This window comes from Plantibacter auratus (genome assembly GCF_050587365.1).
Classification (GTDB): domain Bacteria; phylum Actinomycetota; class Actinomycetes; order Actinomycetales; family Microbacteriaceae; genus Plantibacter; species Plantibacter auratus.
On the sequence record NZ_JBOBFV010000001.1, the window covers coordinates 1,057,609 to 1,083,178 of the forward strand.

General features: G+C 68.5%; 23 protein-coding genes and 1 tRNA gene. 10 read left to right on the forward strand and 14 right to left on the reverse strand.

The annotated features are described in order from the left end of the window. Positions 1–86 precede the first annotated feature (86 nt). From nrdF to nrdH, 4 genes are all read right to left on the reverse strand, one after another. The gene (gene nrdF, locus ACQ3HE_RS04905; RefSeq protein ID WP_056007612.1) at positions 87–1,061 is read right to left on the reverse strand and encodes a class 1b ribonucleoside-diphosphate reductase subunit beta; all 975 of its coding nucleotides are present in this window, start codon (positions 1,059–1,061) and stop codon (positions 87–89) included. 171 nt (positions 1,062–1,232) lie between these two features. Further along, positions 1,233–3,338, reverse strand: coding sequence for a class 1b ribonucleoside-diphosphate reductase subunit alpha (gene nrdE, locus ACQ3HE_RS04910; RefSeq protein WP_079706251.1), 2,106 nt, complete (start codon positions 3,336–3,338; stop codon positions 1,233–1,235). Between the two features lie 23 nt (positions 3,339–3,361). Further along, positions 3,362–3,775 carry a class Ib ribonucleoside-diphosphate reductase assembly flavoprotein NrdI gene (gene nrdI / locus ACQ3HE_RS04915; RefSeq protein ID WP_064296523.1) on the reverse strand — a complete coding sequence of 138 codons (414 nt, stop codon included), beginning with the start codon at positions 3,773–3,775 and terminating at the stop codon, positions 3,362–3,364. Positions 3,776–3,859: 84 nt separating this feature from the next. Further along, positions 3,860–4,093 (reverse strand): glutaredoxin-like protein NrdH, encoded by a 234-nt coding sequence (gene nrdH / locus ACQ3HE_RS04920; protein WP_056007615.1) that lies wholly within the window; start codon positions 4,091–4,093, stop codon positions 3,860–3,862. 353 nt (positions 4,094–4,446) lie between these two features. Between nrdH and ACQ3HE_RS04925 the strand changes: the two genes are divergently transcribed. Then, positions 4,447–5,655 carry an MFS transporter gene (locus ACQ3HE_RS04925; RefSeq protein ID WP_086474343.1) on the forward strand — a complete coding sequence of 403 codons (1,209 nt, stop codon included), beginning with the start codon at positions 4,447–4,449 and terminating at the stop codon, positions 5,653–5,655. 11 nt (positions 5,656–5,666) lie between these two features. On the opposite strand, the gene ACQ3HE_RS04930 is transcribed toward ACQ3HE_RS04925, so the two are convergent. Then, on the reverse strand, positions 5,667–6,233 hold the full coding sequence (locus ACQ3HE_RS04930) for an NADPH-dependent FMN reductase (protein ID WP_159878112.1): 567 nt from the start codon (positions 6,231–6,233) through the stop codon (positions 5,667–5,669). A gap of 48 nt (positions 6,234–6,281) precedes the next feature. Between ACQ3HE_RS04930 and ACQ3HE_RS04935 the strand changes: the two genes are divergently transcribed. From ACQ3HE_RS04935 to ACQ3HE_RS04950, 4 genes are all read left to right on the forward strand, one after another. Further along, entirely contained in the window at positions 6,282–7,133 is an 852-nt protein-coding gene (locus tag ACQ3HE_RS04935) for an aldo/keto reductase (protein ID WP_430891537.1), read from the forward strand. A gap of 22 nt (positions 7,134–7,155) precedes the next feature. Next, complete coding sequence (locus tag ACQ3HE_RS04940; RefSeq protein ID WP_191940715.1) at positions 7,156–8,004, forward strand: alpha/beta fold hydrolase; 849 nt, start codon at positions 7,156–7,158, stop codon at positions 8,002–8,004. A 139-nt stretch (positions 8,005–8,143) separates the two neighbouring features. Then, a complete protein-coding gene (locus ACQ3HE_RS04945; protein WP_079705411.1) occupies positions 8,144–9,058 on the forward strand; it encodes a DUF4349 domain-containing protein in 915 nt (304 codons plus the stop codon). Continuing rightward, positions 9,055–10,245: an acyl-CoA dehydrogenase family protein gene (locus ACQ3HE_RS04950; protein ID WP_430891539.1), complete on the forward strand. Its 1,191-nt coding sequence runs from the start codon at positions 9,055–9,057 to the stop codon at positions 10,243–10,245. The genes ACQ3HE_RS04945 and ACQ3HE_RS04950 overlap by 4 nt, the downstream gene beginning before the upstream one ends. Before the next feature lie 50 nt (positions 10,246–10,295). On the opposite strand, the gene ACQ3HE_RS04955 is transcribed toward ACQ3HE_RS04950, so the two are convergent. Then, positions 10,296–10,574 (reverse strand): metal-sensitive transcriptional regulator, encoded by a 279-nt coding sequence (locus tag ACQ3HE_RS04955; protein ID WP_064296530.1) that lies wholly within the window; start codon positions 10,572–10,574, stop codon positions 10,296–10,298. A gap of 83 nt (positions 10,575–10,657) precedes the next feature. Here ACQ3HE_RS04955 and ACQ3HE_RS04960 point away from each other — a divergent pair, with 83 nt between their 5' ends. Continuing rightward, on the forward strand, positions 10,658–11,935 hold the full coding sequence (locus ACQ3HE_RS04960; RefSeq protein ID WP_430891541.1) for a DUF445 domain-containing protein: 1,278 nt from the start codon (positions 10,658–10,660) through the stop codon (positions 11,933–11,935). A 12-nt stretch (positions 11,936–11,947) separates the two neighbouring features. Here ACQ3HE_RS04960 and ACQ3HE_RS04965 read toward each other — a convergent pair whose 3' ends face one another. After that, positions 11,948–13,054 (reverse strand): hypothetical protein, encoded by a 1,107-nt coding sequence (locus tag ACQ3HE_RS04965; RefSeq protein WP_430891543.1) that lies wholly within the window; start codon positions 13,052–13,054, stop codon positions 11,948–11,950. Between the two features lie 130 nt (positions 13,055–13,184). On the opposite strand from ACQ3HE_RS04965, the gene ACQ3HE_RS04970 reads away from it, so the two are divergent. The 3 genes from ACQ3HE_RS04970 to ACQ3HE_RS04980 all read left to right on the forward strand — a co-directional run bounded on the left by ACQ3HE_RS04970 (position 13,185) and on the right by ACQ3HE_RS04980 (position 15,846). Then, positions 13,185–14,531, forward strand: coding sequence for an MFS transporter (locus tag ACQ3HE_RS04970; protein ID WP_430891545.1), 1,347 nt, complete (start codon positions 13,185–13,187; stop codon positions 14,529–14,531). A 72-nt stretch (positions 14,532–14,603) separates the two neighbouring features. Further along, complete coding sequence (locus ACQ3HE_RS04975; protein ID WP_430891547.1) at positions 14,604–15,569, forward strand: aldose 1-epimerase family protein; 966 nt, start codon at positions 14,604–14,606, stop codon at positions 15,567–15,569. A gap of 25 nt (positions 15,570–15,594) precedes the next feature. Beyond that, positions 15,595–15,846, forward strand: a complete 252-nt coding sequence (locus ACQ3HE_RS04980; RefSeq protein WP_079001938.1) for a response regulator — start codon at positions 15,595–15,597, stop codon at positions 15,844–15,846. 62 nt (positions 15,847–15,908) lie between these two features. On the opposite strand, the gene ACQ3HE_RS04985 is transcribed toward ACQ3HE_RS04980, so the two are convergent. Continuing rightward, the gene (locus ACQ3HE_RS04985; RefSeq protein ID WP_430891549.1) at positions 15,909–17,369 is read right to left on the reverse strand and encodes a serine hydrolase domain-containing protein; all 1,461 of its coding nucleotides are present in this window, start codon (positions 17,367–17,369) and stop codon (positions 15,909–15,911) included. Between the two features lie 229 nt (positions 17,370–17,598). On the opposite strand from ACQ3HE_RS04985, the gene ACQ3HE_RS04990 reads away from it, so the two are divergent. Next, entirely contained in the window at positions 17,599–19,062 is a 1,464-nt protein-coding gene (locus tag ACQ3HE_RS04990) for an MFS transporter (RefSeq protein ID WP_430891551.1), read from the forward strand. A 13-nt stretch (positions 19,063–19,075) separates the two neighbouring features. Here the strand turns inward: ACQ3HE_RS04990 and ACQ3HE_RS04995 are convergent, their stop codons facing one another. The 6 genes from ACQ3HE_RS04995 to ACQ3HE_RS05020 form a co-directional block, all read right to left on the reverse strand. After that, positions 19,076–19,738 carry a MurR/RpiR family transcriptional regulator gene (locus tag ACQ3HE_RS04995; protein ID WP_430891553.1) on the reverse strand — a complete coding sequence of 221 codons (663 nt, stop codon included), beginning with the start codon at positions 19,736–19,738 and terminating at the stop codon, positions 19,076–19,078. Positions 19,739–19,923: 185 nt separating this feature from the next. Next, positions 19,924–21,099: a mechanosensitive ion channel family protein gene (locus ACQ3HE_RS05000; protein WP_079706250.1), complete on the reverse strand. Its 1,176-nt coding sequence runs from the start codon at positions 21,097–21,099 to the stop codon at positions 19,924–19,926. A 568-nt stretch (positions 21,100–21,667) separates the two neighbouring features. Then, the gene (locus ACQ3HE_RS05005; protein ID WP_430891555.1) at positions 21,668–22,939 is read right to left on the reverse strand and encodes an HNH endonuclease signature motif containing protein; all 1,272 of its coding nucleotides are present in this window, start codon (positions 22,937–22,939) and stop codon (positions 21,668–21,670) included. 458 nt (positions 22,940–23,397) lie between these two features. After that, entirely contained in the window at positions 23,398–24,573 is a 1,176-nt protein-coding gene (locus ACQ3HE_RS05010) for a N(5)-(carboxyethyl)ornithine synthase (protein WP_430891557.1), read from the reverse strand. Between the two features lie 125 nt (positions 24,574–24,698). Beyond that, a tRNA-Ala gene (locus ACQ3HE_RS05015) sits at positions 24,699–24,775 on the reverse strand. 51 nt (positions 24,776–24,826) lie between these two features. Continuing rightward, positions 24,827–25,474, reverse strand: coding sequence for a hypothetical protein (locus ACQ3HE_RS05020; RefSeq protein ID WP_079705398.1), 648 nt, complete (start codon positions 25,472–25,474; stop codon positions 24,827–24,829). Positions 25,475–25,570 lie beyond the last annotated feature (96 nt).

A 25,570-nucleotide genomic window follows, 5' to 3' on the forward strand; every position in this document is an offset into this window, starting at 1 on the left:
CCGCTATACGCGCAACGCCTGAGGGCCGGATGGAATCGTGGATTCCATCCGGCCCTCAGGCGTTCAGCGCAGCGACTGCGCGGTGACTAGAAGTCCCAGTCCTCGTCTTCCGTGACCACGGCCTTGCCGATCACGTAGGAGGAGCCGGAACCGGAGAAGAAGTCATGGTTCTCGTCGGCGTTCGGGGAGAGCGCCGACAGGATCGCCGGGTTCACGTCCGTGACCGTCTTCGGGAACATGGCCTCGTAGCCGAGGTTCATGAGCGCCTTGTTGGCGTTGTAGTGCAGGAACTTCTTGACGTCCTCGGTGAGACCGACCTCGTCGTAGAGGTCCTGCGTGTACTGCACCTCGTTGTCGTAGAGCTCGTAGAGCAGCGAGAACGTGTAGTCCTTGACGTCGTCGCGCTCAGCCTGCGTCAGCTTCTCGAGTCCCTTCTGGAACTTGTAGCCGATGTAGTACCCGTGCACGGCCTCATCGCGGATGATCAGGCGGATCATGTCGGCGGTGTTGGTGAGCTTCGCGCGGCTCGACCAGTGCATGGGCAGGTAGAAGCCCGAGTAGAAGAGGAAGGACTCGAGAAGGGTCGAGGCGGCCTTCCGCTTCAGCGGGTCGTCACCGTGGTAGCGGTCGAGGACGATGGACGCCTTCTTCTGCAGGTTCGGGTTCTCGACCGACCAGCGGAACGCCTCGTCGATCTCCTTCGTGCTGCTGAGCGTGGAGAAGATCGAGGAGTAGCTCTTCGCGTGCACCGACTCCATGAACGCGATGTTCGTGTAGACGGCCTCCTCGTGCGGGGTGATCGCATCGGGGATGAGGGCGACGGCGCCGACGGTGCCCTGGATCGTGTCGAGGAGCGTGAGGCCCGTGAACACGCGCATCGTGAGCTGCTGCTCCTGCGGCGTCAGGGTGTTCCACGACTGGACGTCGTTCGACAGCGGGATCTTCTCGGGCAGCCAGAAGTTGTTGACGAGGCGGTTCCAGACCTCGACGTCCTTCTCGTCCTCGATCTTGTTCCAGTTGATCGCCTGGACGCGGTCGACCAGCTTGAGCTTCTCTGACATGAATAGGTGTCCTCTATCGGGAAGTGGGGTTGGCCCTTCGACAGGCTTAGGGACCGGTGATGCTGATGGCCCTCGACGGACCGGTGATACGAATGAGCCTCCGACAGGCTCAGGGACCGGAATCCCGGTCACTGAGCCTGTCGAAGTGCGGATGACGAAGCGCGAAGCTCCTTAGAGCATGCAGCTGACGCAGCCGTCGACTTCCGTGCCCTCGAGCGCGAGCTGGCGGAGACGGATGTAGTAGATGGTCTTGATGCCCTTCTTCCACGCGTAGATCTGCGCCTTGTTGATGTCGCGCGTGGTGGCGGTGTCCTTGAAGAACAGCGTCAGCGACAGCCCCTGGTCGACGTGCTGCGTCGCCGCGGCGTACGTGTCGATGATCTTCTCGGCACCGATCTCGTAGGCGTCCTCGTAGTACTCCAGGTTGTCGTTCGTCATGAACGGAGCCGGGTAGTACACGCGACCGAGCTTGCCTTCCTTGCGGATCTCGATCTTCGACGCGATCGGGTGGATCGACGACGTGGAGTTGTTGATGTAGGAGATCGAACCGGTCGGCGGGACGGCCTGGAGGTTCTGGTTGTAGATGCCGTACTCCTGGATGGACGCCTTGAGGGCCGTCCAGTCCGCCTGCGTCGGGATCTGCACGCCGGCCTGCTCGAAGAGCTCGCGGCCACGAGCCGTCTCGGGCTCCCAGACCTGGTCGATGTACTTGTCGAAGAACTCACCCGACGCGTACTGCGAGTCGGCGAAACCGTCGAAGGTCTCCCCGCGCTCCTTGGCGATGAGGTTCGAGGCGCGCAGCGCGTGGAACACCACCGTGTAGAAGTAGATGTTCGTGAAGTCGATGCCCTCGGGGCTGCCGTAGTGCACGCGCTCGCGGGCGAGGTAGCCGTGGAGGTTCATCTGGCCGAGGCCGATGGCGTGCGACTTGTCGTTGCCGTCCTCGATCGAACGCACCGAGGAGATGTGGCTCTGGTCGGACACGGAGGTGAGGCCGCGGATGGCGGTCTCGACCGTGCGACCGAAGTCGGGCGAGTCCATCGTGAGCGCGATGTTCAGCGAGCCGAGGTTGCAGGAGATGTCCTTGCCGATCTCCTTGTACGAGAGGTCCTCGTTGTAGGTGGTCGGCGTGTTGACCTGGAGGATCTCCGAGCAGAGGTTCGACATGTTGATGCGGCCCTTGATGGGGTTCGCCTTGTTCACCGTGTCTTCGAACACGATGTACGGGTAGCCGGACTCGAACTGGATCTCCGCGATGGTCTGGAAGAACTCGCGGGCGTTGATCTTCGTCTTCTTGATGCGGGAGTCGTCGACCATCTCGTGGTACTTCTCACTCACCGAGATGTCGCCGAAGGGCACACCGTAGACGCGCTCGACGTCGTACGGCGAGAACAGGTACATGTCCTCGCCCTTCTTCGCGAGGTCGAAGGTGATGTCGGGGACGACGACGCCGAGGGACAGCGTCTTGATCCGGATCTTCTCGTCGGCGTTCTCACGCTTGGTGTCGAGGAAGCGCAGGATGTCGGGGTGGTGTGCGTTGAGGTACACCGCGCCGGCGCCCTGACGCGCGCCGAGCTGGTTCGCGTAGCTGAAGGAGTCCTCGAGGAGCTTCATCACGGGGATGATGCCGCTCGACTGGTTCTCGATCTGCTTGATCGGTGCACCGGACTCGCGGATGTTCGACAGCGAGAGCGCCACGCCACCGCCACGCTTCGAGAGCTGGAGCGCGGAGTTGATGCCACGGGCGATCGACTCCATGTTGTCCTCGATGCGGAGGAGGAAGCAGGAGACGAGCTCGCCTCGCTGGGCCTTGCCCGAGTTGAGGAAGGTGGGCGTCGCGGGCTGGAACCGACCCGCGATGATCTCCTCGACGAGCGCGACCGCGAGCTGCTGGTCGCCGTCGGCGAGACCGAGGGCGGTCATGACGACGCGGTCCTCGAACCGCTCGAGGTAGCGCTTGCCGTCGAAGGTCTTCAGCGTGTACGAGGTGTAGTACTTGAACGCGCCGAGGAAGGTCTGGAAGCGGAACTTCTTCGAGTAGGCCAGGTCGTTGAGCTCCTGGATGAAGTCGAACGAGTACTTGTCGAGCACTGCCTGCTCGTAGTACTCCTTCTCGACGAGGTAGTCGAGCCGTTCCTTCAGTGAGTGGAAGAAGACGGTGTTCTGGTTGACGTGCTGGAGGAAGTACTCCCGCGCGGCCTCACGGTCCTTGTCGAACTGGATCTCGCCGTTCGGGCCGTAGAGGTTGAGCATCGCGTTGAGCGAGTGGTAGTCCATCTGGCTCGTCGACGGTGCGTCGATCACTGAAACTGGCGCTGCTGCCAAAATGATTCCAATCCATTGTGGACGGTGGTGACATCGTCCTGGGTTCCGAAGAGTTCGAAGCGGTACAGGTGCGGGACCTTGCATTTGCTGGCGATCACGTCGCCGGCGAGGCCATAGGCCTCGCCGAAGTTCGTGTTGCCGGCGGCGATGACCCCGCGGATCAGGGAACGGTTGGCCTCCACGTTGAGGAACCGGATCACCTGTTTGGGCACCGCTCCGTCGCCGTTGCCCCCGCCGTAGGTGGGGGTCACGAGGACGTAGGGTGCCGTGGCGTGCACGGCTTCGTCTTTCGCATACAGCGGGATCTGCAACGAGGGCAGGTCGAGCTTCTGCATGAAGCGATGCGTGTTGCCGGAAATGCTGGAGAAGTAGATCAGCCGTGGTTGCACGGGTGGCCTCCTCGTCGACGTCCGGACGGTCGGATGGTGCGATGCTGCTGGAGCCGGCTCATGATGACGCCTGCGACCGTGGGCTCAAGCCAGACGTGCGGCGAGCTCTTCGATCTTGTCGGGACGGAAGCCCGACCAGTGGTCTTCCTCGGTGATGACGACCGGTGCCTGCAGGTAGCCGAGGGCCTTGACCTGCTCGAGAGCGTTCTCGTCGACCGAGAGGTCGAGGATGTTGTACTCGATGCCCTTGTTGTCGAGTGCGCGGTACGTCGCGGTGCACTGCACGCAACTGGGCTTCGTGTAGACCGTGATTGCCATAGCTCTTCGTGCCTTCCCCTCAAAATCTGGTGATTCCCGCGGCGTCCTGCGCCGGGGTTCCAATACTACATATAGATGGCGGTCTTCAGGTCGACCACAAGGGCTAGTAGTTACAGCCCTGTAGTTTTCCACCGGGTTCTCCACCGTTTCGGGCGAGTTATCCACCGGTTCTCCACTGGGTACAACGCTCGTGGGCGACGCGAAAATCCCGGATTGACGGCCTTTTCTCCCCCGTCTGAGGGATATCTATCCACAGGCGAGATTCTCCGCCGCACCTCCGACATCCGTTGTCGGTTTGGGCGTGTCGCGGGCGTGTCGCGCGTGTCGGAACCGGTCCCTAGACTGGTGTCCTTGTGAGCAGCTACCGTGACCTTCTTCGTACCCCCGGCGTCGCCCGGATCATCGCGGCGCAGCTCACCGCACGCTTCCCGTTCGGGATGCTCTCGCTGGCCTTCCTGCTCCACATCGAGCAGGTCACCGGGTCCTACGGGGCCGCCGGGCTCGTCCTCGCCGCGACGAGCATCGGGCAGGCGATCGCCGGGCCTCTCACGAGTCGGTGGATGGGCGTCTGGGGCATCCGCAAGGTGCTCCTCCTCACCCTCGCGGTCTGTGCCGTCTCCGTCACGACCATCGCCCTCGTCACCATGACCGTCCCCGCCTACATGGCGGTCGGATTCGTCGCCGGGCTGAGCACGCCGCCCGTCCAGCCCGCGGTCCGCACCATCTACCCGAAGCTCGTCACCTCCCAGCAGCTCACCCCGCTGTTCTCCCTCGACGCCTCGGCCCAGGAGATCATCTGGGTGCTCGGGCCCGTCGTGACCACCTTCGTGTCCACCCAGGTCGGCACGGTCTGGGGCATCGCCCTGGCGGCGGTGATCATGGTCGTCGGCTGCCTGTGGTTCATCTCCTCACCGGAGGTCGGGCGCGTCCGCATCCCGAGGAGCCGTCGCAAACTCGGACAGGTGCTCAAGCGCCCGCCGGTCCTCCTCGCCACCGTCGTCGGCTTCCTCCTCATCGGCGCCTGTTCGGCCGTCGAGGCGGGCGTCGTCGCGACCTTCGGGCACGACGGCCTCGAGGCCGGTATCGTCCTTGCGATCTTCTCGGTCGGCTCGCTGGCCGGCGGCCTCGCCCTCGGACACACCCCGATCGGTCCCTACGCGCTGGCGCGCCGAATCTTCATCGTCTTCGCCGGACTCGCCGTCGCGAGCCTCTTCCTCAACGCCTGGTGGCTGTCGGTCACCCTCTTCGTCGCCGGCATCGGCATCGCTCCGGCCCTCGCCGTGCTGTTCGCCATCGTCTCGGCGAGCGTGAAGTTCAGCGACACGGCCGAGGCCTACGGCTGGGTCGGCACCGGCCAGCTCATCGGTGCCGCGATGGGGTCGGCGGCGGCCGGCTTCCTCATCGACGGCTCCGGAGCGGTCGGCGCGTTCTGGGTCGCCGGCGTGTTCGCGCTGTTCGGCTTCGTCATCCCGTGGATCGGTCACCGGTGGCACCCCGACCTCCGCGGCCGCGATGCGAGCCCGATCCCCGACACCGAGCCCATCAACACCCACCCGTCCTGAGCCGCCCTGCTTCAGTCGGCGGCGCGCAGCGGCGCGAGGGCCCCGTCGAGTGCGGCCAGTTCGCCCAGCAGCATCGGGAGCATCGTCGTCTGGCGGTCGTTGGGCGTGAACACCCCGTCGGCGATCTGCCGTGAGACGTACGGGATCTCCACGTTCGCACCGGTACTGACGAGGCCGAGTGCCTGCAGGACAGGTCGAAGCGCGACGACACCGCGGGTTCCGCCCGACAGCCCGCCGTAGCTGACGATCCCGACCGGCTTCCGCGCCCACTCGTGCATGAGGTAGTCGAGCGCGTTCTTGAGGGCGGGCGCGTAGCTGTAGTTGTACTCGGGCGTCACGAACACGAAGGCGTCCGTCCGATCGACCCGCTCGCTCCAGGCGATCGTGTGCGGGTGGACGTAGGCGCGCTTCCGCGGGTGCGCGGGCTCGTCCATGAACGGCAACGCCAGCTCCCGGAGATCGACCGCGTCGACGGTGAACCGCTCGTCCGCCTCGGCCACACCCGCGACCCAGTCGGCGACGGCACCGCCCACCCGCTCCGGACGGACGCTCCCGGTGACGATCATGAGTTGCGGCATGGGCTCCCTTTCGACGGTGACGGTGGCCCTGTCGAGGATACTGGTGCCATGGCAGACAGCACCCCGACCGTCCTCCTCAACGACGGGCACACGATCCCCCAGCTCGGCTTCGGCGTCTACAAGGTCCCGGACCTCGCCAGCACCGAGATCGTGCAGACGGCACTGGAGGTCGGGTACCGCCACATCGACACCGCCTCGCTGTACGGCAACGAGCGCGGCACCGGCGTCGCGATCCGCGAGTCGGGCATCCCCCGCGACGAGCTCTTCGTCACAACGAAGGTCTGGAACACCGATCAGGGCTACGAGGAGACGCTGCGCGCGTTCGACACGAGCCTCGACCTCCTAGGCCTCGACCACGTCGACCTGTACCTCATCCACTGGCCGGCCCCGCGCCAGGACCGGTACCGCGAGACCTGGCGCGCGCTCGAGCGGTTGCGGGCCGAGGGACGCACCCGCTCCATCGGCGTCTCGAACTTCCACCGCAGCCATCTCGAACGGCTCCTGGAGTCGGCGGAGGTCACCCCGGCCGTCAACCAGGTCGAACTCCACCCGTTCCTCCCCCAGCGGGAGTTGCGCGCCGTCAACGCGGCACACGGCATCGCGACGGAGGCCTGGTCTCCACTCGCCCGCGGCCGCTTCTTCACGCCCGCCACGGACGGATCCGACGCCACCTCCGACCTCGGGGCCATCGCGCAGAAGCACGGGCGCACGGTCGCGCAGGTCGTGCTGCGCTGGCACCTGCAGCTCGGCAACATCGTCATCCCCAAGTCGGCCACACCGGCGCGGATCTCGGAGAACTTCGCCGTGTTCGACTTCACCCTCGACGCCGACGACCTGGCCGCCATCTCGGCGCTCGAGAACGGCGAGCGCACCGGCACCGACCCGGACCGGCTCGACTGACGCGAGACCGTAGGCTGAACGCATGACCGAGCCCGTCGTCGACACCGCATCCAGCCTCGCCGCCCGCACGATCACGCCCGTGGAGCTCCCACGTCACCGCTGGGGTCGCCACGACGCGCCGGCTCGGGCGCTCGTGGTCCACGGACTCGGCAGCAACGGTCCGAGCACCTGGCGCATCTGCGCAGCCCTGGCCGATCGCGGTTGGCTCGTGGAGGCGGTCGACCTCCGCGGCCACGGCGTCGCCCCTCGTGCGTTGGACTACCGGGTCGAGGCCTACGCCGCCGATCTGCTGGCCACCAGGCCGACCCCCGTGCCCGGCGTCGGGCACGCCGCGTGGGACCTCGTCGTCGGGCACTCGCTCGGAGGCGCCGCCACGGCGGTCGCCGCCGCAGCCGATCCCCGATGGGCGGCGGCGGTCGTGCTGCTCGACCCCGCCATCGCGCTCGACGACCACGACGCCGAGATCATCCGGGCCAGCCAGGAGGCCGCCTTCGCCGACAACACGATCGCATCCGTCCGCGCGAAGAACCCCGAGTGGCACCCACTCGACGTGGAGATCAAGGTCCAGGCGGTGTCCGAGGCGAGCCGGTGGGCGATCGAGCAGACGAGCGAACAGAACCATCCGTGGGACGTCCGCCCCGCGGCGGCCGCTCTGCGCAACCCGACCTTCGTGATCGCCTCCGACCCTGAGGTGTACAGCCTCTTCCGCGGCGCGCTCGCCGCCGAGGTCCTCGCCAACCGCCAGGTCAGCCTGACGATCGTCCAGGGCGCCGGTCACAACGTGCACCGGGACCGCCCGGCGGAGACCACGAAGGCCATCGGCGATTGGGCCGAGCTGCAACTCGAACAGCGGTCGCGTCGCGAGACCTGATCACGACCCGCTTCCCACGGTCCCTGCACCTCCGCGGTGCAGCGGCTCTCTCGGGTGATGCGCGTCGCGAGACCTGATCGTGACCCGCTTCCCAGGGTCCCTGCACCTCCGCGGTGCGGCGGCTCCCTAGGGTGATGCCATGAAGCGCTCCGCAGTGACCCGCACCACCACCGTGTTCGTCTCCGCCGTCCTCGTCGGGCTCGTCCTCTCGGGCTGCTCGGCCGGGTCGAGCACCGAGGCCGGCAGCGACTCGCGAGCTGCGATGCCCGCGCCCGGCCAGGTCGCCGGCGACGCGCAGGTCGGCGTCGACGGCGCCGCCTCCCCCGACCTCACGCAACAGCAGGTGGTCACGACCGGTTCACTCACCGTCACCGCTGACGACCCGATCAGCACCGCGACGGACGCCACCCGGATCGTCACCGAGGCGGGCGGGCGCGTCGACAGCCGCGACGAGACTCCGGGCACCTCCGACCAGGCCGCGCAGGCGACCCTGACGGTCCGTATTCCCGCCGACGACTTCGACGACGTGCTCGCGCAGCTGCAGGCGCTCGGCACGGTGAACAACCTCTCCGTGTCCGCGGTGGACGTCACGGCACAGGCCGCCGACCTCGACGCGCGGGTCACCGCCCTCCAGGCCTCGGTCGACCGACTGCTCGGACTCATGGCGGCTTCGACCACGACGGCCGACCTCCTCGCCGCCGAGACCAGCCTGTCCCAGCGGCAGGCGGAACTGGACGGGCTCGTCGCCCAGCGCGACGCGCTCGCCGATCAGGTCGACTTCTCCTCCGTGTTCGTGAGCTTCGTGGCCCCAGGCGTGGTCGCGCCGGGTGTGCCCACCGACTTCTGGGGCGGCGTGGTCGCCGGGTGGAACGCGCTCGTCGCCGCCGCCTCGGGACTGGTCGTCGTGGTCGGCGTCCTGGTGCCGTGGCTGCTCCCCCTCGCAGTCGTCGCCGCGGTCGTGGTGCTCCTCGTCAGGTCGGGCCGTCGGCGCGCTGCTCGCCGCTCGCAGACACCTGCCACCTCGGCCGGGCCCGATGCGACAATGGACCGGTGACCGCTCAAGCGCAGCACCACCCGTCCGATCGATCGTTCGACCCCGCCTCGATCCTCAGTGACGGGCTCGTCGAGCGCATCCGCGAACGTGCCGCCGTGGCGGACCGCGAGAACGCCTTCTTCGACGAGGACCTCGCCGAGCTGCGAGCGTGCGGCTATCTCCGGGCGTTCGTCCCCGGGGAGTTCGGCGGCCTCGGCCTCGGCCTGAGCGAGGTCACGCTGCTCCAGTCCCGGCTCGCGACCGCCGCCCCGGCGACCGCTCTCGCGATCAACATGCATCTCGTGTGGACGGGGGTCGCGCGACTGCTCCACGTCCGAGGAGACGACTCGCTCCGCTTCGTCCTCGAGGGAGCTGCCGGGGACGAGCTGTACGCGTTCGGGGTCAGCGAAGCGGGCAACGATCTCGTGCTCTTCGGATCCGACACCGAAGCCCGTCCGGGCCCCGACGGTTCCTATCGGTTCCACGGCCGGAAGATCTTCACCTCGCTGTCGCCCGCGTGGACCTGGCTGGGGACGACCGGGCTCGACACGACCTCGGCCGACGGTCCGAAGGTCGTCTACGGCTTCATCGATCGCTCACGCGGCGGTTTCGAGATCCTCGACGACTGGGACACCGTCGGGATGCGCGCCAGCCAGAGCAGGACGACCCTGCTCCAGGGGGCCGAGTCGACGGCGGAGCACATCGTCCGACGCCTCGATCCCGGGCCCAACCCGGACCCCATCGTCTTCGGGATCTTCGCCTGCTTCGAGACCCTCATCGCCGCCGTGTATACGGGCATCGGCGAACGCGCCCTCCGACTCGCGGTCGAGACCGCCCACCGGAAGACGTCGAAGAAGGCCGGAGGTGCGAGCTACGCGGCGGACCCCGACATCCGCCGTCGGATAGCCTCGGCCGCCATCGCGTACGACGGCATGCTGCCACAGCTCGCCGGCATCGCCCGGGACCTCGACGACGGGGTCGACCATGGCGCGCTCTGGTTCCCGAAACTCGTCGGGCTCAAGGTCCGCGCGACGGAGACCGCCCGCGAGGTCGTCGATCAGGCGATCCGGGTCGCCGGCGGCGGCAGCTACTTCGCCGCGAGCGAATTGGGCCGGCTGTATCGCGACGTCCTCGCCGGGATGTTCCATCCCTCCGACGACGAGTCCGCCCACGCAACGGTCGCGAACGCCTGGCTCGGGCCCGCGTGACGGCTCTGCTCGGGCCCGTGCGACGGCTCGGGCCGGCCTGACGGCCCGGCTCAGCCGCGGTTGTTGCTGAGCTCGAAGATCCGCAGGAGCTCGCCGACCGCGGCGTCCTTGCTGTCCCCGCCCTCCTCGAACATCTGCGTGACGTGCGTCAGCAGGTGGTTCTCGACGAGCAGCTTGTTGAGGGACCCCAGCGACTTCTGGATGGCGAGCGACTGCGTGATGATGTCCATGCAGTAGTCCTCGTTCTCGATCATCTTCTCGAGGCCACGCATCTGGCCCTCGAGGATCTTCGTCCGGTGCAGGGCCCGCTTCTTGATGTCTTCGATCACCGGCTCAGGGTACCACCAGGGGGTACGGTGCCCTCCTGCTCCATCGGACCGGAGGACACGGGCGACGAGCCTAGGATGGGCGGATGACGAGCTCCCCCACACTCGAACTCACCGCTGCCGACGCGGACCGCGCGCGAGCCCTGCGGTCGATGAAGCGCCTGGCCACCGGACTGCTCCTCGTCATGGCGGTCATCTTCGCCGTCGCGTTCGCACTCGAGGGACGCTACCCGTGGTTGGCGTACGTCAGGGCCGCTGCGGAAGGCGGCATGGTCGGGGCGCTCGCGGACTGGTTCGCCGTCACCGCCCTCTTCCGGCACCCGCTCGGCATCCCGATCCCCCACACGGCGATCATCCCGAAGCGCAAGGACGAGATCGGCGTCAGCCTCGGCGAGTTCGTGGAGACCAACTTCCTCTCCGAGGAGGTCGTGCGGCAGAAGCTCGCGTCCGTCTCCGTCTCGGAGAAGCTCGGCGGATGGTTGTCCGAGCCCGCGAACGCCGAGCGGGTCACCGCCGAGGGGTCCATCGCGGTGCGGGGTCTGCTGGAGACGCTGTCCGACGACGACGTCCGCGAAGTCATCGAGGCGTTGGCGTCCAAACACCTCATCGACCCGCAGTGGGCCCCGAACATCGGCCGTTGGGTCGAGCACATCGTCGGCGTCGGCGCGCACCACGACGCGGTCGACCTCCTCCTCGACCGCACGGGTGAATGGCTGAGCACGAATCCGAAGGCGTTCGAACGCCTGGTCTCGAGCCGTCTGCCGACCTGGGTGCCGTCCTTCGTCGACCGGCTGGTGGACGACAAGCTCTACCGGGAGGCCGTGTCCTTCGTCCAGGCCGTCCGCGCGAACCCCGACCACCAGCTCCGTCATGCCCTCGACGGCTACCTCGGCGAGCTCGCGGAGCAACTGCAGCACGACGACGCGACCATCACCCGCTTCGAGAACGCCAAGCACGAGGTCATCGACAGTCCTCGTGTCCGGGAGGTCGCCGGTAAGACCTGGGCGGCCGCGAAGAACGCGTTCCTCGAGGCACTCGACGCCCCCGACAGCGACCTCCGCGTGCGGATCGCCGGCACCATCGCGGACTTCGGCCGGCGACTGTCGACCGACCGGGCGTTCTCCACCCGCGTCGACACCCGCGTCGCGGACGCCCTGTCCTACGTCGTCACCCGCTACCGGCACGACATCGCGAGCATCATCACCGAGACCGTCGAGCGTTGGGACGCCCGGGAGACGACCCAGAAGATCGAGCTGCTCGTGGGACGCGACCTGCAGTTCATCCGCTTGAACGGCACCATCGTCGGCGCGCTCGCCGGCCTCGCGATCTTCACGGTCGCGCAGGCGGTCCTCCGCGCGTTCTGACGACGGGACCGGTCAGCGCTTCGGCAGCAGCTCCACGGAGATGAGGTTCACGACGTCGTTCGCGAGCAGGTCGAGCGACGCCTGATCGCGGCAGGTGAAGGTGAAGACGACGAGGATCCCCATCTTCGTGAGCGACCGGACGCCCCAGTACGTGCGCTCCCCCGAGGGCTGGGTCCACGACAGGACCCGGAACTCGATGAGGCCCCCACCGCTGTTGTAGTTCAGTTGTTCCGTCGTGCCGTCCGCTTTGACGTAGTCGGCCCCGACGTACTTCGCCATGTAGGCGTCGCTCGACTTCTCGTCGTCTCCGACCGCGATCTCGTCAGGCGTCAGCGCGATGTTGCCGAGTCCGACGTCGCAGGAGGTCGCCGCGTTCCGGTAGATCTCGACGCCGTTCCGGTCCGGACCGATCGCCGCCCAGGACGAGTCCAGGTCGTTCGTCAGGTAGGCCGTCCATTCGGTGGGGACGTCCTGCCCGGCCGCGAAGTCGAGGTCGGGCGGGATGGAGACGTAGGTCTTCGTCGGCTCCGGCGTCGAGTCCGTCTCCGTGGGCGTCGGAGAAGCGGTCTTCGTCGGGGTGGCCGAGCGGGTGGGGCTCGGGTCCGCGACCGGTGCGCCCCCCTGCGTGAGCACGAGGGCGACGACGGTGATGATCGCCGCCAACACGAGCGGGACACCGACGGCCAGGGCGATGATGAGCCCCGTCCGCTTGCGCTTCGGGGCACCGGGAGGCGGCGGTTGCTGGCCGTACCCGGGAGGGCCTTGCGGTGGCTGCTGTTGGTACGGGTTCTGCTGCGGCTGATACGGCTGCTGCGGCTGGTATGGCTGTCCGCCGGAGGGGTTCCGCTGCCCGCCATACGGGTTCTGCTGGTACGGGTTCTGCTGCTGCGGTCCCTGTCCGTACGGCGGCTGCTGCTGTCCGTACGGGTTCTGCTGCTGCGGTCCCTGTCCATACGGCGCCTGCTGCTGCTGCTGACCGTACGGGTTCTGCTGCTGCGGTCCCTGCCCGTACGGCGCCTGCGGCTGCTGGCCGGAGGGGTGCTGCGGCTGCTGACCCGGCGGCCATTGCGGCGGGCGGGCGTCAGGCTGCTGTGGGTCGGGAGGCGGTGCATCGGTCACGGGAGTGGCCTTTCGACGGAACGGCGGGCGGAGCGGGTGAACTGCCCGGCCGCATGCCTGCAGTTCGATGCCGTCAGCCTATCTGCGACGGACCGGCGCCGGTGGGCACATCCTGCACCAGAATGGTGACGTGTCCACCGCCCCCACCACACCCCGCACCCGCAGCGAGCGCCTCGACGCGCTCCCGTTCACCAAGGCACACGGGCGACTGCTCGTCGGTTCCGGCGTCGGCTGGGCCCTCGACGCCATGGACGTGGGACTCGTGTCCTTCGTGCTCGCCCAGCTCGCCGTGCAGTGGCAGCTCGGGAACACGGAGCTCTCCTGGATCGCCTCAGCCGGGTTCCTCGGCATGGCCATCGGTGCGACGCTCGGGGGCTTGCTCGCCGACCGGGTCGGACGGCGCCACGTCTTCGCGATCACCCTGCTCGTGTTCGGCATCGCGACGGGCGCGTCGGCCCTCGCCTGGGGACTCGGCGTGCTCATCGTGCTGCGATTCATCGTCGGCCTCGGACTCGGCGCCGAGCTGCCCGTCGCCTCGACCCTCATGAGTGAGTTCGCCCCGCCACGGATCCGCGGGCGGATCATCGTGTTCCTGGAGGCGTTCTGGGCCATCGGGTGGATCGCCGCCGCCCTCATCGGCTATCTGGTCGTGCCGACGAGCGACGACGGGTGGCGCTGGGCGCTCGCCATCGGCGCGTTGCCCGCGGTCTACGCGGCCATCGTGCGGACGCGACTGCCGGAGTCGGTGCGCTTCCTCGAGTCGCGTGGGCGCCACCGCGAGGCGGAAACCGTCGTCCGCGAGTTCGAGGCCTCGGCCGGCGTCGCCCACCCGGAGCCAGCCGGCGACACCACCACCGACACCCCCGTGAGCGCCGGTCTCTCCGCCGGCGAGCGCCTCCGTGGGCTGTGGGTACCCACGCACCGCCGCGACACCGGTTCGCTCTGGATCGTGTGGTTCTGCGTCAACTTCTCCTACTACGGTGCGTTCATCTGGATCCCGACGATCCTCGTCGCCTCCGGGTTCTCCCTCGTCCGGTCCTTCGGTTTCACCCTGATCATCACCCTCGCCCAGATCCCGGGCTACGCCGTCTCGGCATGGTTGATCGAGGCCTGGGGCCGGAAGCAGACCCTCGCGACCTTCCTGGCGGGCTCCGCGGTGTCGGCGGTCCTGTTCGGCACGGCGACGACCGAACCGATGATCATCGTGTTCGGGATGTGCTTGTCCTTCTGCAATCTCGGTGCCTGGGGCGCCCTGTACGCGACGACCCCGGAGCTGTATCCGACGGCGCTCCGTGCGACGGGGGCCGGGTGGGCCGCCGGTATCGGCCGCATCGCCTCGATCATCGCCCCCCTGTCGGTTCCGGTGCTCCTCCTCGCAGGACAGGCCCTGCTCTTCTCCGTGTTCGCCGCCTTCTTCGTCGTCGCCGCGGTCGCCGCACTGTTCCTCTCGGACATGCGCGGCCGCTCCCTCGACTGAGCCGCGTCCCACCGCACGACCCGCACCGCCAGTCGGCCGGGTCGGTCGGCGTCGATGCGACAGAATGGGGCCGTGACCGAATCCACCAGCGCCGTGTCCCCGTCCGCCTCCGTCGACCGACGTCCGATCTCGGGACGTCGTGTCGATCTCGAGCACGGTGCGTACACCGCGTCGATCGCCTCGGTCGGTGCCTCACTGCGGTTCCTGCGACACGACGGCCGGGACCTCGTCGTCCCGTTCGACGCCGAGGAGGTCCGTCCGGCGTTCCGTGGCGCCATGCTCGCCCCGTGGCCCAACCGCGTCGTCGACGGCCGGTACACCTTCGCGGGCGTCGACCACCAGCTCGCACTCACGGAACCCGCTCGTGGTCACGCCCTCCACGGGCTCGCCGCCTGGTCGGAGTGGGACCTCGTGTCGTCGAGCGCGGCGTCGGCGGCGTTCCGCGTGGTCATCGAGGCACAGGAGGGCTATCCGTTCCGTGTCCAGGTCACCGCGACCTACACGCTCGACGACGACGGACTCCGCACCGACGTCGAGGCGCTGAACCTCGGCGATGTCGACGCGCCCTACGGCACGGGACCGCACCCGTACCTCGTCGCGGGTGATGGCCGCGTCGACGACTGGACACTGGAGCTGCCCGCCGCCGAGGTGCTCACCGTCACGCCGGACCGGCTCATCCCGATCTCGCTCGAGCCGGTCGACACGGAGGCGACGGAGCACTTCGACTTCCGGTCACCCCGGGCCATCGGCGACACCTTCGTCGACCACGCGTACACGGCGCTCGATCGCGACGTCGACGGCCGGGTCACGGTGCGCGTGACGACGCCATCCGGCAGCGGCGTCGCCATGCACTGGGGTGACGGTCTGCCCTGGGTCCAGGTGCACACGGCCGATCAACCCGTCGCGGAGCTGAACCGGCTGGGGCTCGCCGTCGAACCGATGACCTGTCCCCCCGACGCCTTCTCGACCGGGACCGACCTCGTCGTCCTGGCTCCCAATACACCACACCGGGTGTCCTGGACCATCGCAGCACTCTGACAGTCGTCGGGGCTAGGCTGGCGACATGTCACAGACTCTTGCGAAACTCACCGGCGGCCCGCTCGACAGCGAGATCATCCCGCTCGAAGACGGTCAGGACGGCGAGCTCGTCCTGCCCTACGGCGAAGGCCAGCTCATCTACCGTCCGGTCGGCGAAGCGACGAACACCGGCGACCACGATGGCCCGACGACGACCGACTACGAGTACGTCGAGTCGACGGAGGACATCTCCCCGACGAACCGCAACGGCAACGGCGACGACGACTCGATCGGCTGAACCGAGCCACACCGTTCCACCTGAACGCCGGTAGCTGAGCCTCAGCTGCCGGCGTTCGGCGTTCACTCGCCCTGGTCGTCGACCGTCACCGTGAAGGTCTGGACCCGGAGCGGAAGCACGGGTGTCATCCGGACCTCCAGGCGGAGGCGCCCCTCGGTCCCCTCGACGAACCAGACCAGGTGGTCCGGCGAATCGCAGATCGGCGTCGCGCGCCCTGAAGCCACCTCGGCGATGCCACCGACGGCGGCGACAGCGGCGTCGACCGCCTCGCGTCGCTCGTCCAGTGGCCGGTCGAGGGCGACGTTCTCGGCGAACAGCGAGGCGGCGACGCGGTCGTCCCAGTGCGACAGCAGCCCGGTCGCGGTCATGGACGCCACAAGCGTCTCCGGCCAGGGGCGGATCGCCGGTTCCGGCAGCTCACCGGTGGCCTGGGCGCCGTCGATCGCCAGCCGCAGAGCCTGTTCGGCGGGCTTCGCCACGGCCGCGTAGCCGGCGTTCTCGAAGGCGACGACGCCGAACCCGGATGCCGGGTGCCACCGCATGTGGGCGCTGTAACCGGGGTAGCCGCCCGAGTGCGAGACGAGCGTCCCGAGGTCGGCGTCCTCCTCGACGAAGAGGCCGAAGCCGTAGCCGAGCGCGAGTCTCGGCGGCACGCCGTCGAGGGTGGGCCGCGACGGAGCCAGCCGGTGCAGCTGCTGCAGCTCGCGGCGGCTGGCGCTCGACAGTGGTCCGGTCTCGTCCCCGGTCCAGGCGCCGTCGAGCCAGCGCACCCATCCGATCAGGGTGGAGGCCGAGGCGAAGAGCCCGCCGATCGAGGAGAAGACCCCGGGGCCGGAGAACGGGACCTCGACGAATCGGCCGTCTTCATCGACGGCCCGTTCGCGGCGGACACGATGACCGGTCGCCGTGACCGCCCCGTCGCCCTCGGGTCGCTCGAACACGGCGCCGAGCCCGAGCGGCTCCAGCAGGAGCGAGGTCACCGCGTCGATGTAGGAGCCACCGGTCACACGCTCGATGACCTGCCCGAGCAGCGCGTAGCCGAGGTTCGAGTAGGAGAACGCCGTCCCGGGTGTCGTGACGCATCGGACGCCGCGCACGAGCAGCCGCCGGAACTCGTCCACGCTGATCGACTCCTGGCGGTCACCCCACGGATCGTCCGTTCCGAGCCCACCCGACATCGTCAGAAGCATCCGCACGGTCGGCCGGACGGCGATGCCGTCAGGGAGCACCGGCGCGAACTCCGGCACGAACCCGTCCACTGGCGCGTCCAGGTCGAGGCGACCGGCGTCGCGGAGGATGAGGAGCACGGCCGCGGTGAAGCTCTTCGTGCAGGAGGCGATGCGGAACAGCGTGTCGGCGTCGGGCACCGGACCGCCCACGGTGACCCCGCCGAACCCCTGCTCGAACCGGACCCGCTCGCGGTCGAACACGGCGACGTACGATCCCGGGGCGACGCCGGAGTTGATCCGGTCCTGGAAGACCCGCGTGATGTCCGTCTCGGTGCTGTCCTCGACCAGGTGCATGCCGCCTCCTCCTCGACGGCCCTCGGCAGCCGTCCGCGATCTCGTCGCGCTTCGAGCGTACGACCATTCCGCGCCACCGGGCGCCATCGCACGGGGTGCCGGGCGTAGGGTGCTCCTCCGCCAGGACGAAGTCAAGGGGCACCGATCAGCGACGTCCGATGCCCGCCGCGGGAGTAGCGTCATCTCCCGGATCGACCGTCGACGGGACGGCCGTGGAAGGAGTCATTCCATGTCGAACACGTCGACCTCCGGGCAGCCTGCCCCGGTCCGGAGCCTCGTCCCCGCCAGGATGGACCGATTGCCGTGGACCCGGTTCCACTGGATGATCGTCGTCGGTCTCGGCTTCTCGTGGGTGCTGGACGGCCTCGAGATCCAGATCGTCGCCTCCGCCGGGTTCCAGAAGTCGCTGGGGCTGTCGGCGGCGGAGGTCGGCCTCCTCGGGACGATCTACCTCCTCGGCCAGGTGACGGGCGCTCTCGTCTTCGGCCGCATGGCGGACCGCCTCGGCCGCAAGAAGCTCTTCATCCTGACCCTCGCGATCTACCTCGTCGCGAGCGGCATCGCCGGCCTGTCCCCCACGTTCTGGTTCCTCGCCATCTTCCGGTTCTTCGCCGGCATGGGCATCGGCGGCGAGTACGCGGCGATCAACTCGGCCATCGACGAGCTCATCCCGTCGAAGTACCGCGGGCACGTCGACATCGCCATCAACGGCACCTACTGGGGTGGCGCCGCCCTCGGATCGGCGGCGAACCTGTTCCTGCTGAACACCGACTACTTCGCCGAGGACGTCGGCTGGCGCATCGGGTTCTTCATCGGGCCGGTGCTCGGTCTCGCCATCATCTTCCTGCGCCGCCACATCCCCGAGAGTCCGCGGTGGCTCATGACGCACGGTCGGGAACAGGAGGCGGAGGCCACGGTCGACGACATCGAGGCCACCGTCCGCAAGCAGGGCGGGACGATCGACCCGGTCGACGAGTCGAAGGCGCTCACGGTCCAGGCCCAGGGCCACATCCCGATCCGGACCATCTTCGGCGTCCTCTTCTCGAAGTACCCGAAGCGCACCTTCGTCGGCCTCGCGATGATGATCACCCAGTCATTCCTGTACAACGCGATCTTCTTCACCTACGCGCTCGTGCTGCAGAACTTCTACGGCACGAGCCCCTCGTCGACGCAGTACTACTTCTTCCCCTTCGCAATCGGCAACCTGCTCGGACCACTCCTCCTCGGCAGGCTGTTCGACACCTGGGGTCGTCGCCAGATGATCTTCCTCACCTACGGGGTCTCCGGGGCGGTGCTGGCCGTGTCGGCGGTGCTCTTCAACGCCGGTGCGCTCGACGCGACGACCCAGACGATCTTCTGGTGCGTCTCGTTCTTCTTCGCCTCCGCCGGTGCGTCAAGCGCCTACCTGACCGTGAGCGAGATCTTCCCGCTCGAGCTCCGCAGCCAGGTGATCGGCTACTTCTTCGCGATCGGACAGATCGCGGGTTCGGTCGCGCCTCTGCTCTACGGGATCCTGATCGGTGACGGCACCGACCGCGGGCCGCTCACCGTGGGCTACTTCGTCGGTGCCGGCGTGATGGTCCTCGGCGGGTTGATCGCCCTCATCTTCGGCGTCGACGCCGCGCGGAAGTCCCTCGAGGACATCACGGAACCCCTGTCGATCGTGCGCGAGGGGAAGGGCTCGCGAAGCTGATCCCGGTCCGCGCTCAGTCCTCGTCGGAGACGTAGACCCCGAGCGTCTCGGCGAGGCGCTCCCGCTCCACCGCCCGACGGCCGGCGCCTTTGGCGCTGGCCGTCGTGAGCGTGGCGAGGATGTGCAGGGTGAGCGCGATCCCGATCGAGGAACTCGGGTGGCCCTCCTCGGCACGGCCGAGCACGATCGTCTCGTCGGCGTACGGGGTCAGCGGGGCGTCCGGCGCATCGGTGATGAGCACGAGGCTGCCTCCCGCTTCCGCGAACGGGACGACGGAGTCGATCGTGTACTTCCGGTACCGCTGCAGCGACACGGCGATCATGACGTCGCTCGTGCGCACGTCGCTCAGGACGTCGAGCGGCCGCACGATGGTGCCGTCGATGAGCGTGACGTTCGCGAGGCCGTAGCTGAGGTCCGCGGCGAGGAGGGACGCGTAGGTGAACGACTTCGACGCCCCGATGAGAAAGCGTCGCCGGGCGGAGACGATGAGGGCCGCTGCGCGTTCGAGGGCGCCGTCCGCCTTGGCCGAGGCGAGGGACTCCTCGAACTGCTTGCGTTCCTGCTCGAGGAGTCGGTGCTTCAGGACGGACGCGGAGCGTCGTTCGAGACGCTGCTCCGGGCGTTCGCCGGGGACGGCGGTGTCCTCATCGGTGAGGAAGAGGGTGTCGTCGTTCACGCGCGGTCTCCTTCGCATGCCGTCACCGGGGTTCGGGCCGGCGCCGTCCGTTCGTGTCGGCAGCAACACCGACGGCCCGCCGGCAGGTCACCCGGCGAGGTTCCCTTGATGGTAGCGACGGGAAGCGCATACAGGATCGCCGGAACGACAACGATTCGGTGCACACGCGTCCGGTCGTGCGACGGTCAGCGTTCGGGCTCGTCGTCCAGGTCGGGCAGGGTGATCGAGGACGTGAAGAGGCTCGCGCGCTGTTCGGCCTCGGCGCTGCCGCTGAACAGCCCGACGGGCTCGGTGACCGGCCCGCCGCGCTTCGGCACCGGACGAGGCTCCTGCTCGACCATCTGCACGCGGTTGCGCGGGATCGCCGACGGGTTCTGCGCGAGGATCCACTCGACCATCTGCTCGCGCACGAGGCACCGGAGGTCGAAGAGGGTCGGTGCGTCCACCGCGGTGACGAGGATGCGGATGCGCACGTAGCCGCCCACGGCGTCCGTGACCTGCAGGACCTGCGCCCGGCCGTCCCAGAGGTCGGTGCGGTCGAGGATGCGCTCCAGCTCGGTCCGCATGACCGCGGGACTCACCCACCAGTCGAGGTCGAACTCGACCGACCCGAGCAGCTCGCTCGTGTTCCGCGTCCAGTTCTGGAAGGGCGTGGAGGTGAAGTAGGTGGACGGGAGCACCATACGGCGATCGTCCCAGATGCCGACGACGACGTAGGTGAGGGTGATCTCCTCGATCCGGCCCCACTCCCCCTCGACGATGACGACGTCGTCGACCCGGATCGCATCGCTGAAGGCGAGCTGGATCCCGGCGAACACGTTCCCGAGGACGGACTGCGCCGCGAGGCCGGCGACGATGCTCACGACACCGGCGGAGGCCAGCACGCTCGCCCCGACGCCCTGGACGCCGGGGAACGTCAGGAGGATCGACGCGACACCGACGATGACGACGACCGCGATCGCCAGACGACGGACGAGCGCGAGCTGCGTCTGCATGCGGCGGGCGACCTTGTTGTTCGGGACGTCGATGCGGTACCGGGCCTGGCCGAGCCCGATGACGAAGGCGAGCAGCGCGGCGACCAGCCACGTCGCTGCGGCGATGACGGCGATCCGGAAGGTCTGGTCGATGAACCCACGGGCGGCCTCATCGGGAAGCGTCGCCGCCACCGCCGGCCACACGGCGACCAGGATCACGAGGGCCCGGAAGGGGTGCCTGGCACTCCCGGCGAGCGCACCCGGCCAGTCGCTCCGCCGCGCCGCCATCCGGAAGGAGACCGACACGATCACGATGACGACGAGCGCTGCGATCAGCGCTATCCCGGCTGCTGCGGCGACACCCCACCAGCTCTGCCAAACGAACATCCATGCCTCCTCGAGCCGGTCGTGCACTACGTGTTCCTCCGCCGGCCGATGCCGCACGGCGCAAGCGTCCAGCGTAGGGGCCGGTGCATGCCACGCTCGACCGCTTGCGCGGCCTGCCACGAACCTCTCAGGCCGAGTTCACGTGGCTGGCGCGTCCCACATGAACCGGGCGAACCTCCCCGTTCACCGAGGTAACGCGGCCCAGACTGCCCTTCGACAGGCTCAGGGACCGACACATGGCGGGCGAACCTCTTCCGGGTCACTGAGCCCGTCGAAGGGCGGCACAGCTCCGGGACCGCAGCGGTGCGGACAGACGTTTCCCGGTCACTGAGCCTGTCGAAGTGCCCACGAGGATGCCTCGTCGTTCCGGGTAGGCCTCTTCCGGTCACTGAGCTTGTCGAAGTGCCCACGAGGATGCCTCGTCGTTCCGGGTAGGCCTCTTCCGGTCACTGAGCTTGTCGAAGTGCCCACGAGGGCACATCGTCGTTCCGGGCACACCTCTTCCGGTCACTGAGCTTGTCGAAGTGCCCACGAGGAACCCTTCGACAGGCTCAGGGGCCGGAAACGGTCAGAACGGTGCGGGATCCGGCTCGGTCCGATACTGCTTCCCGTCAGGCGTTGTCCAGTCGAGCACCCCGCCGGGCCCGTGGTCGAGGTTCCATCCGGGCAGGTGCTTCATCCGATGGTGATGTCGGCAGAGACACGCGAGGTTGCCGACATCCGTGGTCCCGCCGTCCTCCCAGGCGACCGAATGATCGAGGTCGCAGGCCCTGGCGCGCCTGCCGCAGCCCGGTGCGCGACAGATGCCGTCTCGTAGCCGCACCGCGCGTTGCAGGTCGGCCGGGACCCGGTACTGATTCCGCCCGACGGAAAGGACCGCACCGGTTTCCGGTTGGACGAGGATCCGGGTGAAGCTCGGCGCGTTCACCGCGATGCGTGCCGCGGTCTCCGGGTCGATCGGGCCATAGCCGTCGAGCATGCCCGGCGCATCAGAGACGCCGGCCACGGTGAGTGCCGGGACGGTGATCTGCACGGTCGGCTTGATGTGCTCCTGCACTTCGACCGGGTGCGGAAGGACCGGGCTCGACATGACGTCGTCCGGGGTCACTCCGGTGAGCGCGAGTGCTGCGAGGGCGTCGGCCTGCAGCTGGGCGCACGTGCGGGTGTCGCCGGCCTGACGTGCCTCGGCGGCGGCCGCCTCGATCCGCTCGACGATGCCCTGCGCGATGGGTGCGGTGGTGAAGAGGTGCACCCACGCCATGCCGTCCGCTGCGGGTTCGAACTCGACCCGGCGGTCGGCCTCTGAGCGGACCGCTCGGGCGGTGATGGATTCCGGGTGGAGGCGCTCGCGCAGGACGCGGGCGCGCCTGCGGAGGTTCGCGTTGGTCGTCTCCTCGGCGACCGGCAGGACCTCAGCGAGGAACACCGCCCGGCCTGCGGTCGGCACGTCACTGAGTTGGTCGATGATCGTCTGCGCGTGCCGGGCCGAGATGCGCCCGGCCTCGAGCGAGGCGAGCACGGCGGGTGCGTCATTGACGAGCCGTTCCGCGTCGTTCGTCGCCCGCTGGACCGTCCGCTCGGGAGTGCGCGTCGCCATCGCGAGGGTTGCGCAGGTCGACCGGCGGGAGAGCGCCAAGCGCTCGGCCGGCGGGTAGACCGCCGGGACGACCGAGTCGGCGAGGGCGTCGGCGTAGGCCGCGGAACGGGCGAGTAGCCGAGCCTCCTCGGCGTCCAGAGCAGCACGCCGACGCTGGATGTCCGCGTAATGGTCCGAGAACTCCGCGAGCTGCGCGGCGTAGTCGTCGCTCGCGCGGATCGCGGTGAGGGTGATCTCGGTCATGGAACAAGTCCACCATGGACCACTGACATTCCAGATGGTGAGTCGTCTCGATTGTGCGAGTTTTCTCGTGGGCCCTTCGACAAGCTCAGGGAGCGGAGGAGGTTGCTCGAGAACCGGAGTGAATGCGCGCGCCCTTCGACAGGCTCAGGGTCTGGAGAGGGTCGCTCGGAGACCGGAGTGAGTACGGGTGCACCCCTTCCGGTCACTGAGCTTGTCGAAGTGCCTACGAGTGCCCTTCGACAGGCTCAGGGACCGGAGAGGGTTGCTCAGGGACCGGAGGGGGCTACTCAGGGACCGCGATGGTTGCTCGGAGGCCGGAGAGCTCCGGGTGGACCCTCTCCCGGTCACTGAGCCTGTCGAAGTGCCCGCGAGAGGCCTCCCGGGCGAGGTGCCTCCGTCAGCGGTACACCGAGAGGCCCGCCGCGGCCCCACTGCTCGCGCAGTCTGCAAAGAACCGATCAGCCCGGCAGGACCTCGTGCGGGTACTCGGCCGACCGGTGCTGGAACTCGGTGACCGCCGGGTTGAGGATGACGCCGTCCTGGATCTCGACGGCCCGCTGGACGGTCAGGCTGTCGGCCCAGGCGGCCGGTCCGGCCAGGACGGTGGGCAGGAACGGCAGCAACGCCTCGCTGTTCTCCCAGCTGGACGAGTTCCACAGGAGCGACGGACTGTGGTCGACCGCGTAGTAGTTGATCTCCCCGCGCCCGACGGTGAACATCGGGTCGTCGAACCCAGTGGTACGCGCCCATTCGAAGGCCATGCCCTCGTCGCAGGAGACGTCCACGATGAGGCTGCCGGGCCGGAACGCGCCGAGATCGTCCTCACGGAGGTAGAGCAGTGGTGCGTTCGGGTCCTGCAGAGTGCAGTTGACGACGATGTCGCTCTCGGCCAGGAAGGGTGCGAGCGGGACGCGGCCCTCGTCGGTGATGACCTCGCTGAGGTACGGGCCGTCGTCGTGGTCGAACTGGATCATGCGGGCGGAATGGATGGGCGCCGCGACCGCCGCGACCCGGCGGTTGGTGAGCACGCGCACGTCGTGGATCCCATGGGCGTTGAGCGCGGTCACTGCACCTCGGGCGGTCGCGCCGAACCCGATGACCACGGCGGTCAGGCGACGGCCGTAGCTGCCGGTGGAGCCGCAGAGTTCCAACGCGTGGATCACCGAGCTGTAGCCGGCGAGCTCGTTGTTCTTGTGGAAGACGTGCAACCCGAAGCTGCCGTCGGCGGCCCAATGGTTCATCGCCTCGAAGGCGATCAGCGTGAGTCGTTTGTCGATCGCGAGCTGCGTCAGCGCGGCGTCCTGGACGCAGTGCGGCCAGCCCCAGAGCGTCTGCCCGTCCCGGAGCTCCTGGACGTCCTCGAGCTGCGGTTTCGGCAGGAGGACGACGTCCGCCTGCGCGATGACCCCGGAGCGCGTCGCGAACGAGCGGACGTAGGGCGCGATCTCCTCGTCGGAGACGCCGAACCGGGCACCATAGCCGTGCTCCACGACGATCCGAGACCGGAACTCCTGCGGGATGCGCTCGAAGTGCGCCGGGTGGATCGGCACTCGTCGTTCGTCGGGTTTCAGCGAGGTACCGATCACCCCGAGGACGGCGTCGCGCTGCACGGTCGGTTCGGATGCTGCTGGCATGACTGCTCGTCCCGTTCACGGGAACCGAAGCGGCGCCGTGCCCCTGACCGTACAGGACGCGGGCGCCGCCGACGCCCGGAAACGCGACAACCCCGCACCGTGAGGTGCGGGGTTGTCGTTGCAGCTGGTGGACCCAAGGGGATTCGAACCCCTGACCCCCTCGATGCGAACGAGGTGCGCTACCGGACTGCGCCATGGGCCCAACTACTCGTCCAGGCTAGCAGAACCGGCGAGCCGTTTCGAACCGGCCGCGCTAGTCCTCGTAGGGGTTCGGGCCGTCGTCGACCGGCATGCTGCCGTCCTTCGGATTGGCGGCGATGAGGGCAGCGAGGTCGAGATCGCGGAACCAGCGGAGCCGCTGGCTCCGGGCACGCCGATAGTGCTCGTCGACGACCGGCTCGTCGAGGACCCGGTCGAGCTTCGCCTGGATGGCGCGCTCCAGGTCGCCCCACGCACGCTCACGAGCGGATTCCGCGATCGCCGCGACGAACTCCTCGTCCTTGCTCACCCGTCGGAGTTCGGCGGCGAGCCCTGAGTACACCTCGCGGCGACGGGACAGGGCACTCAGGTCGCCTGCACGGTAGTCGTGCTGGTGACGCGCACTCCCCCGACGCTGGAACGCCGTCTGGCGCGCCTCCCGTGCGAGGTCGGCGTACTCCTCCTGCTCGTCGGCCATGCGCCCCAGCTCACGCCGGACAGCCGCCTGCGTCGCCTCGGCGTCGTAGGACGCGCCGTCGCGGAGTGCGCGCTCGATGATCCAGTTCGTGACCTCGACCACGGTCCAGGACCGCGCGATGAGGAGGCCTTCCTCGACCGCGTGCTCGACCGGCGGCGGAGCCACCTCAGGGGGCGCGACGTAGGGCTTCATCGGCTTCCGCCGGCTCTTCCGCCACACGCCCATGGTCACCTTTCGCGTTCCAGGGCGTCGACGAGAACCGAGCGACGAACCCCCTCGACGAGTCTATCCGTCGCCGGTGACCGGTTCATGAACGACCGG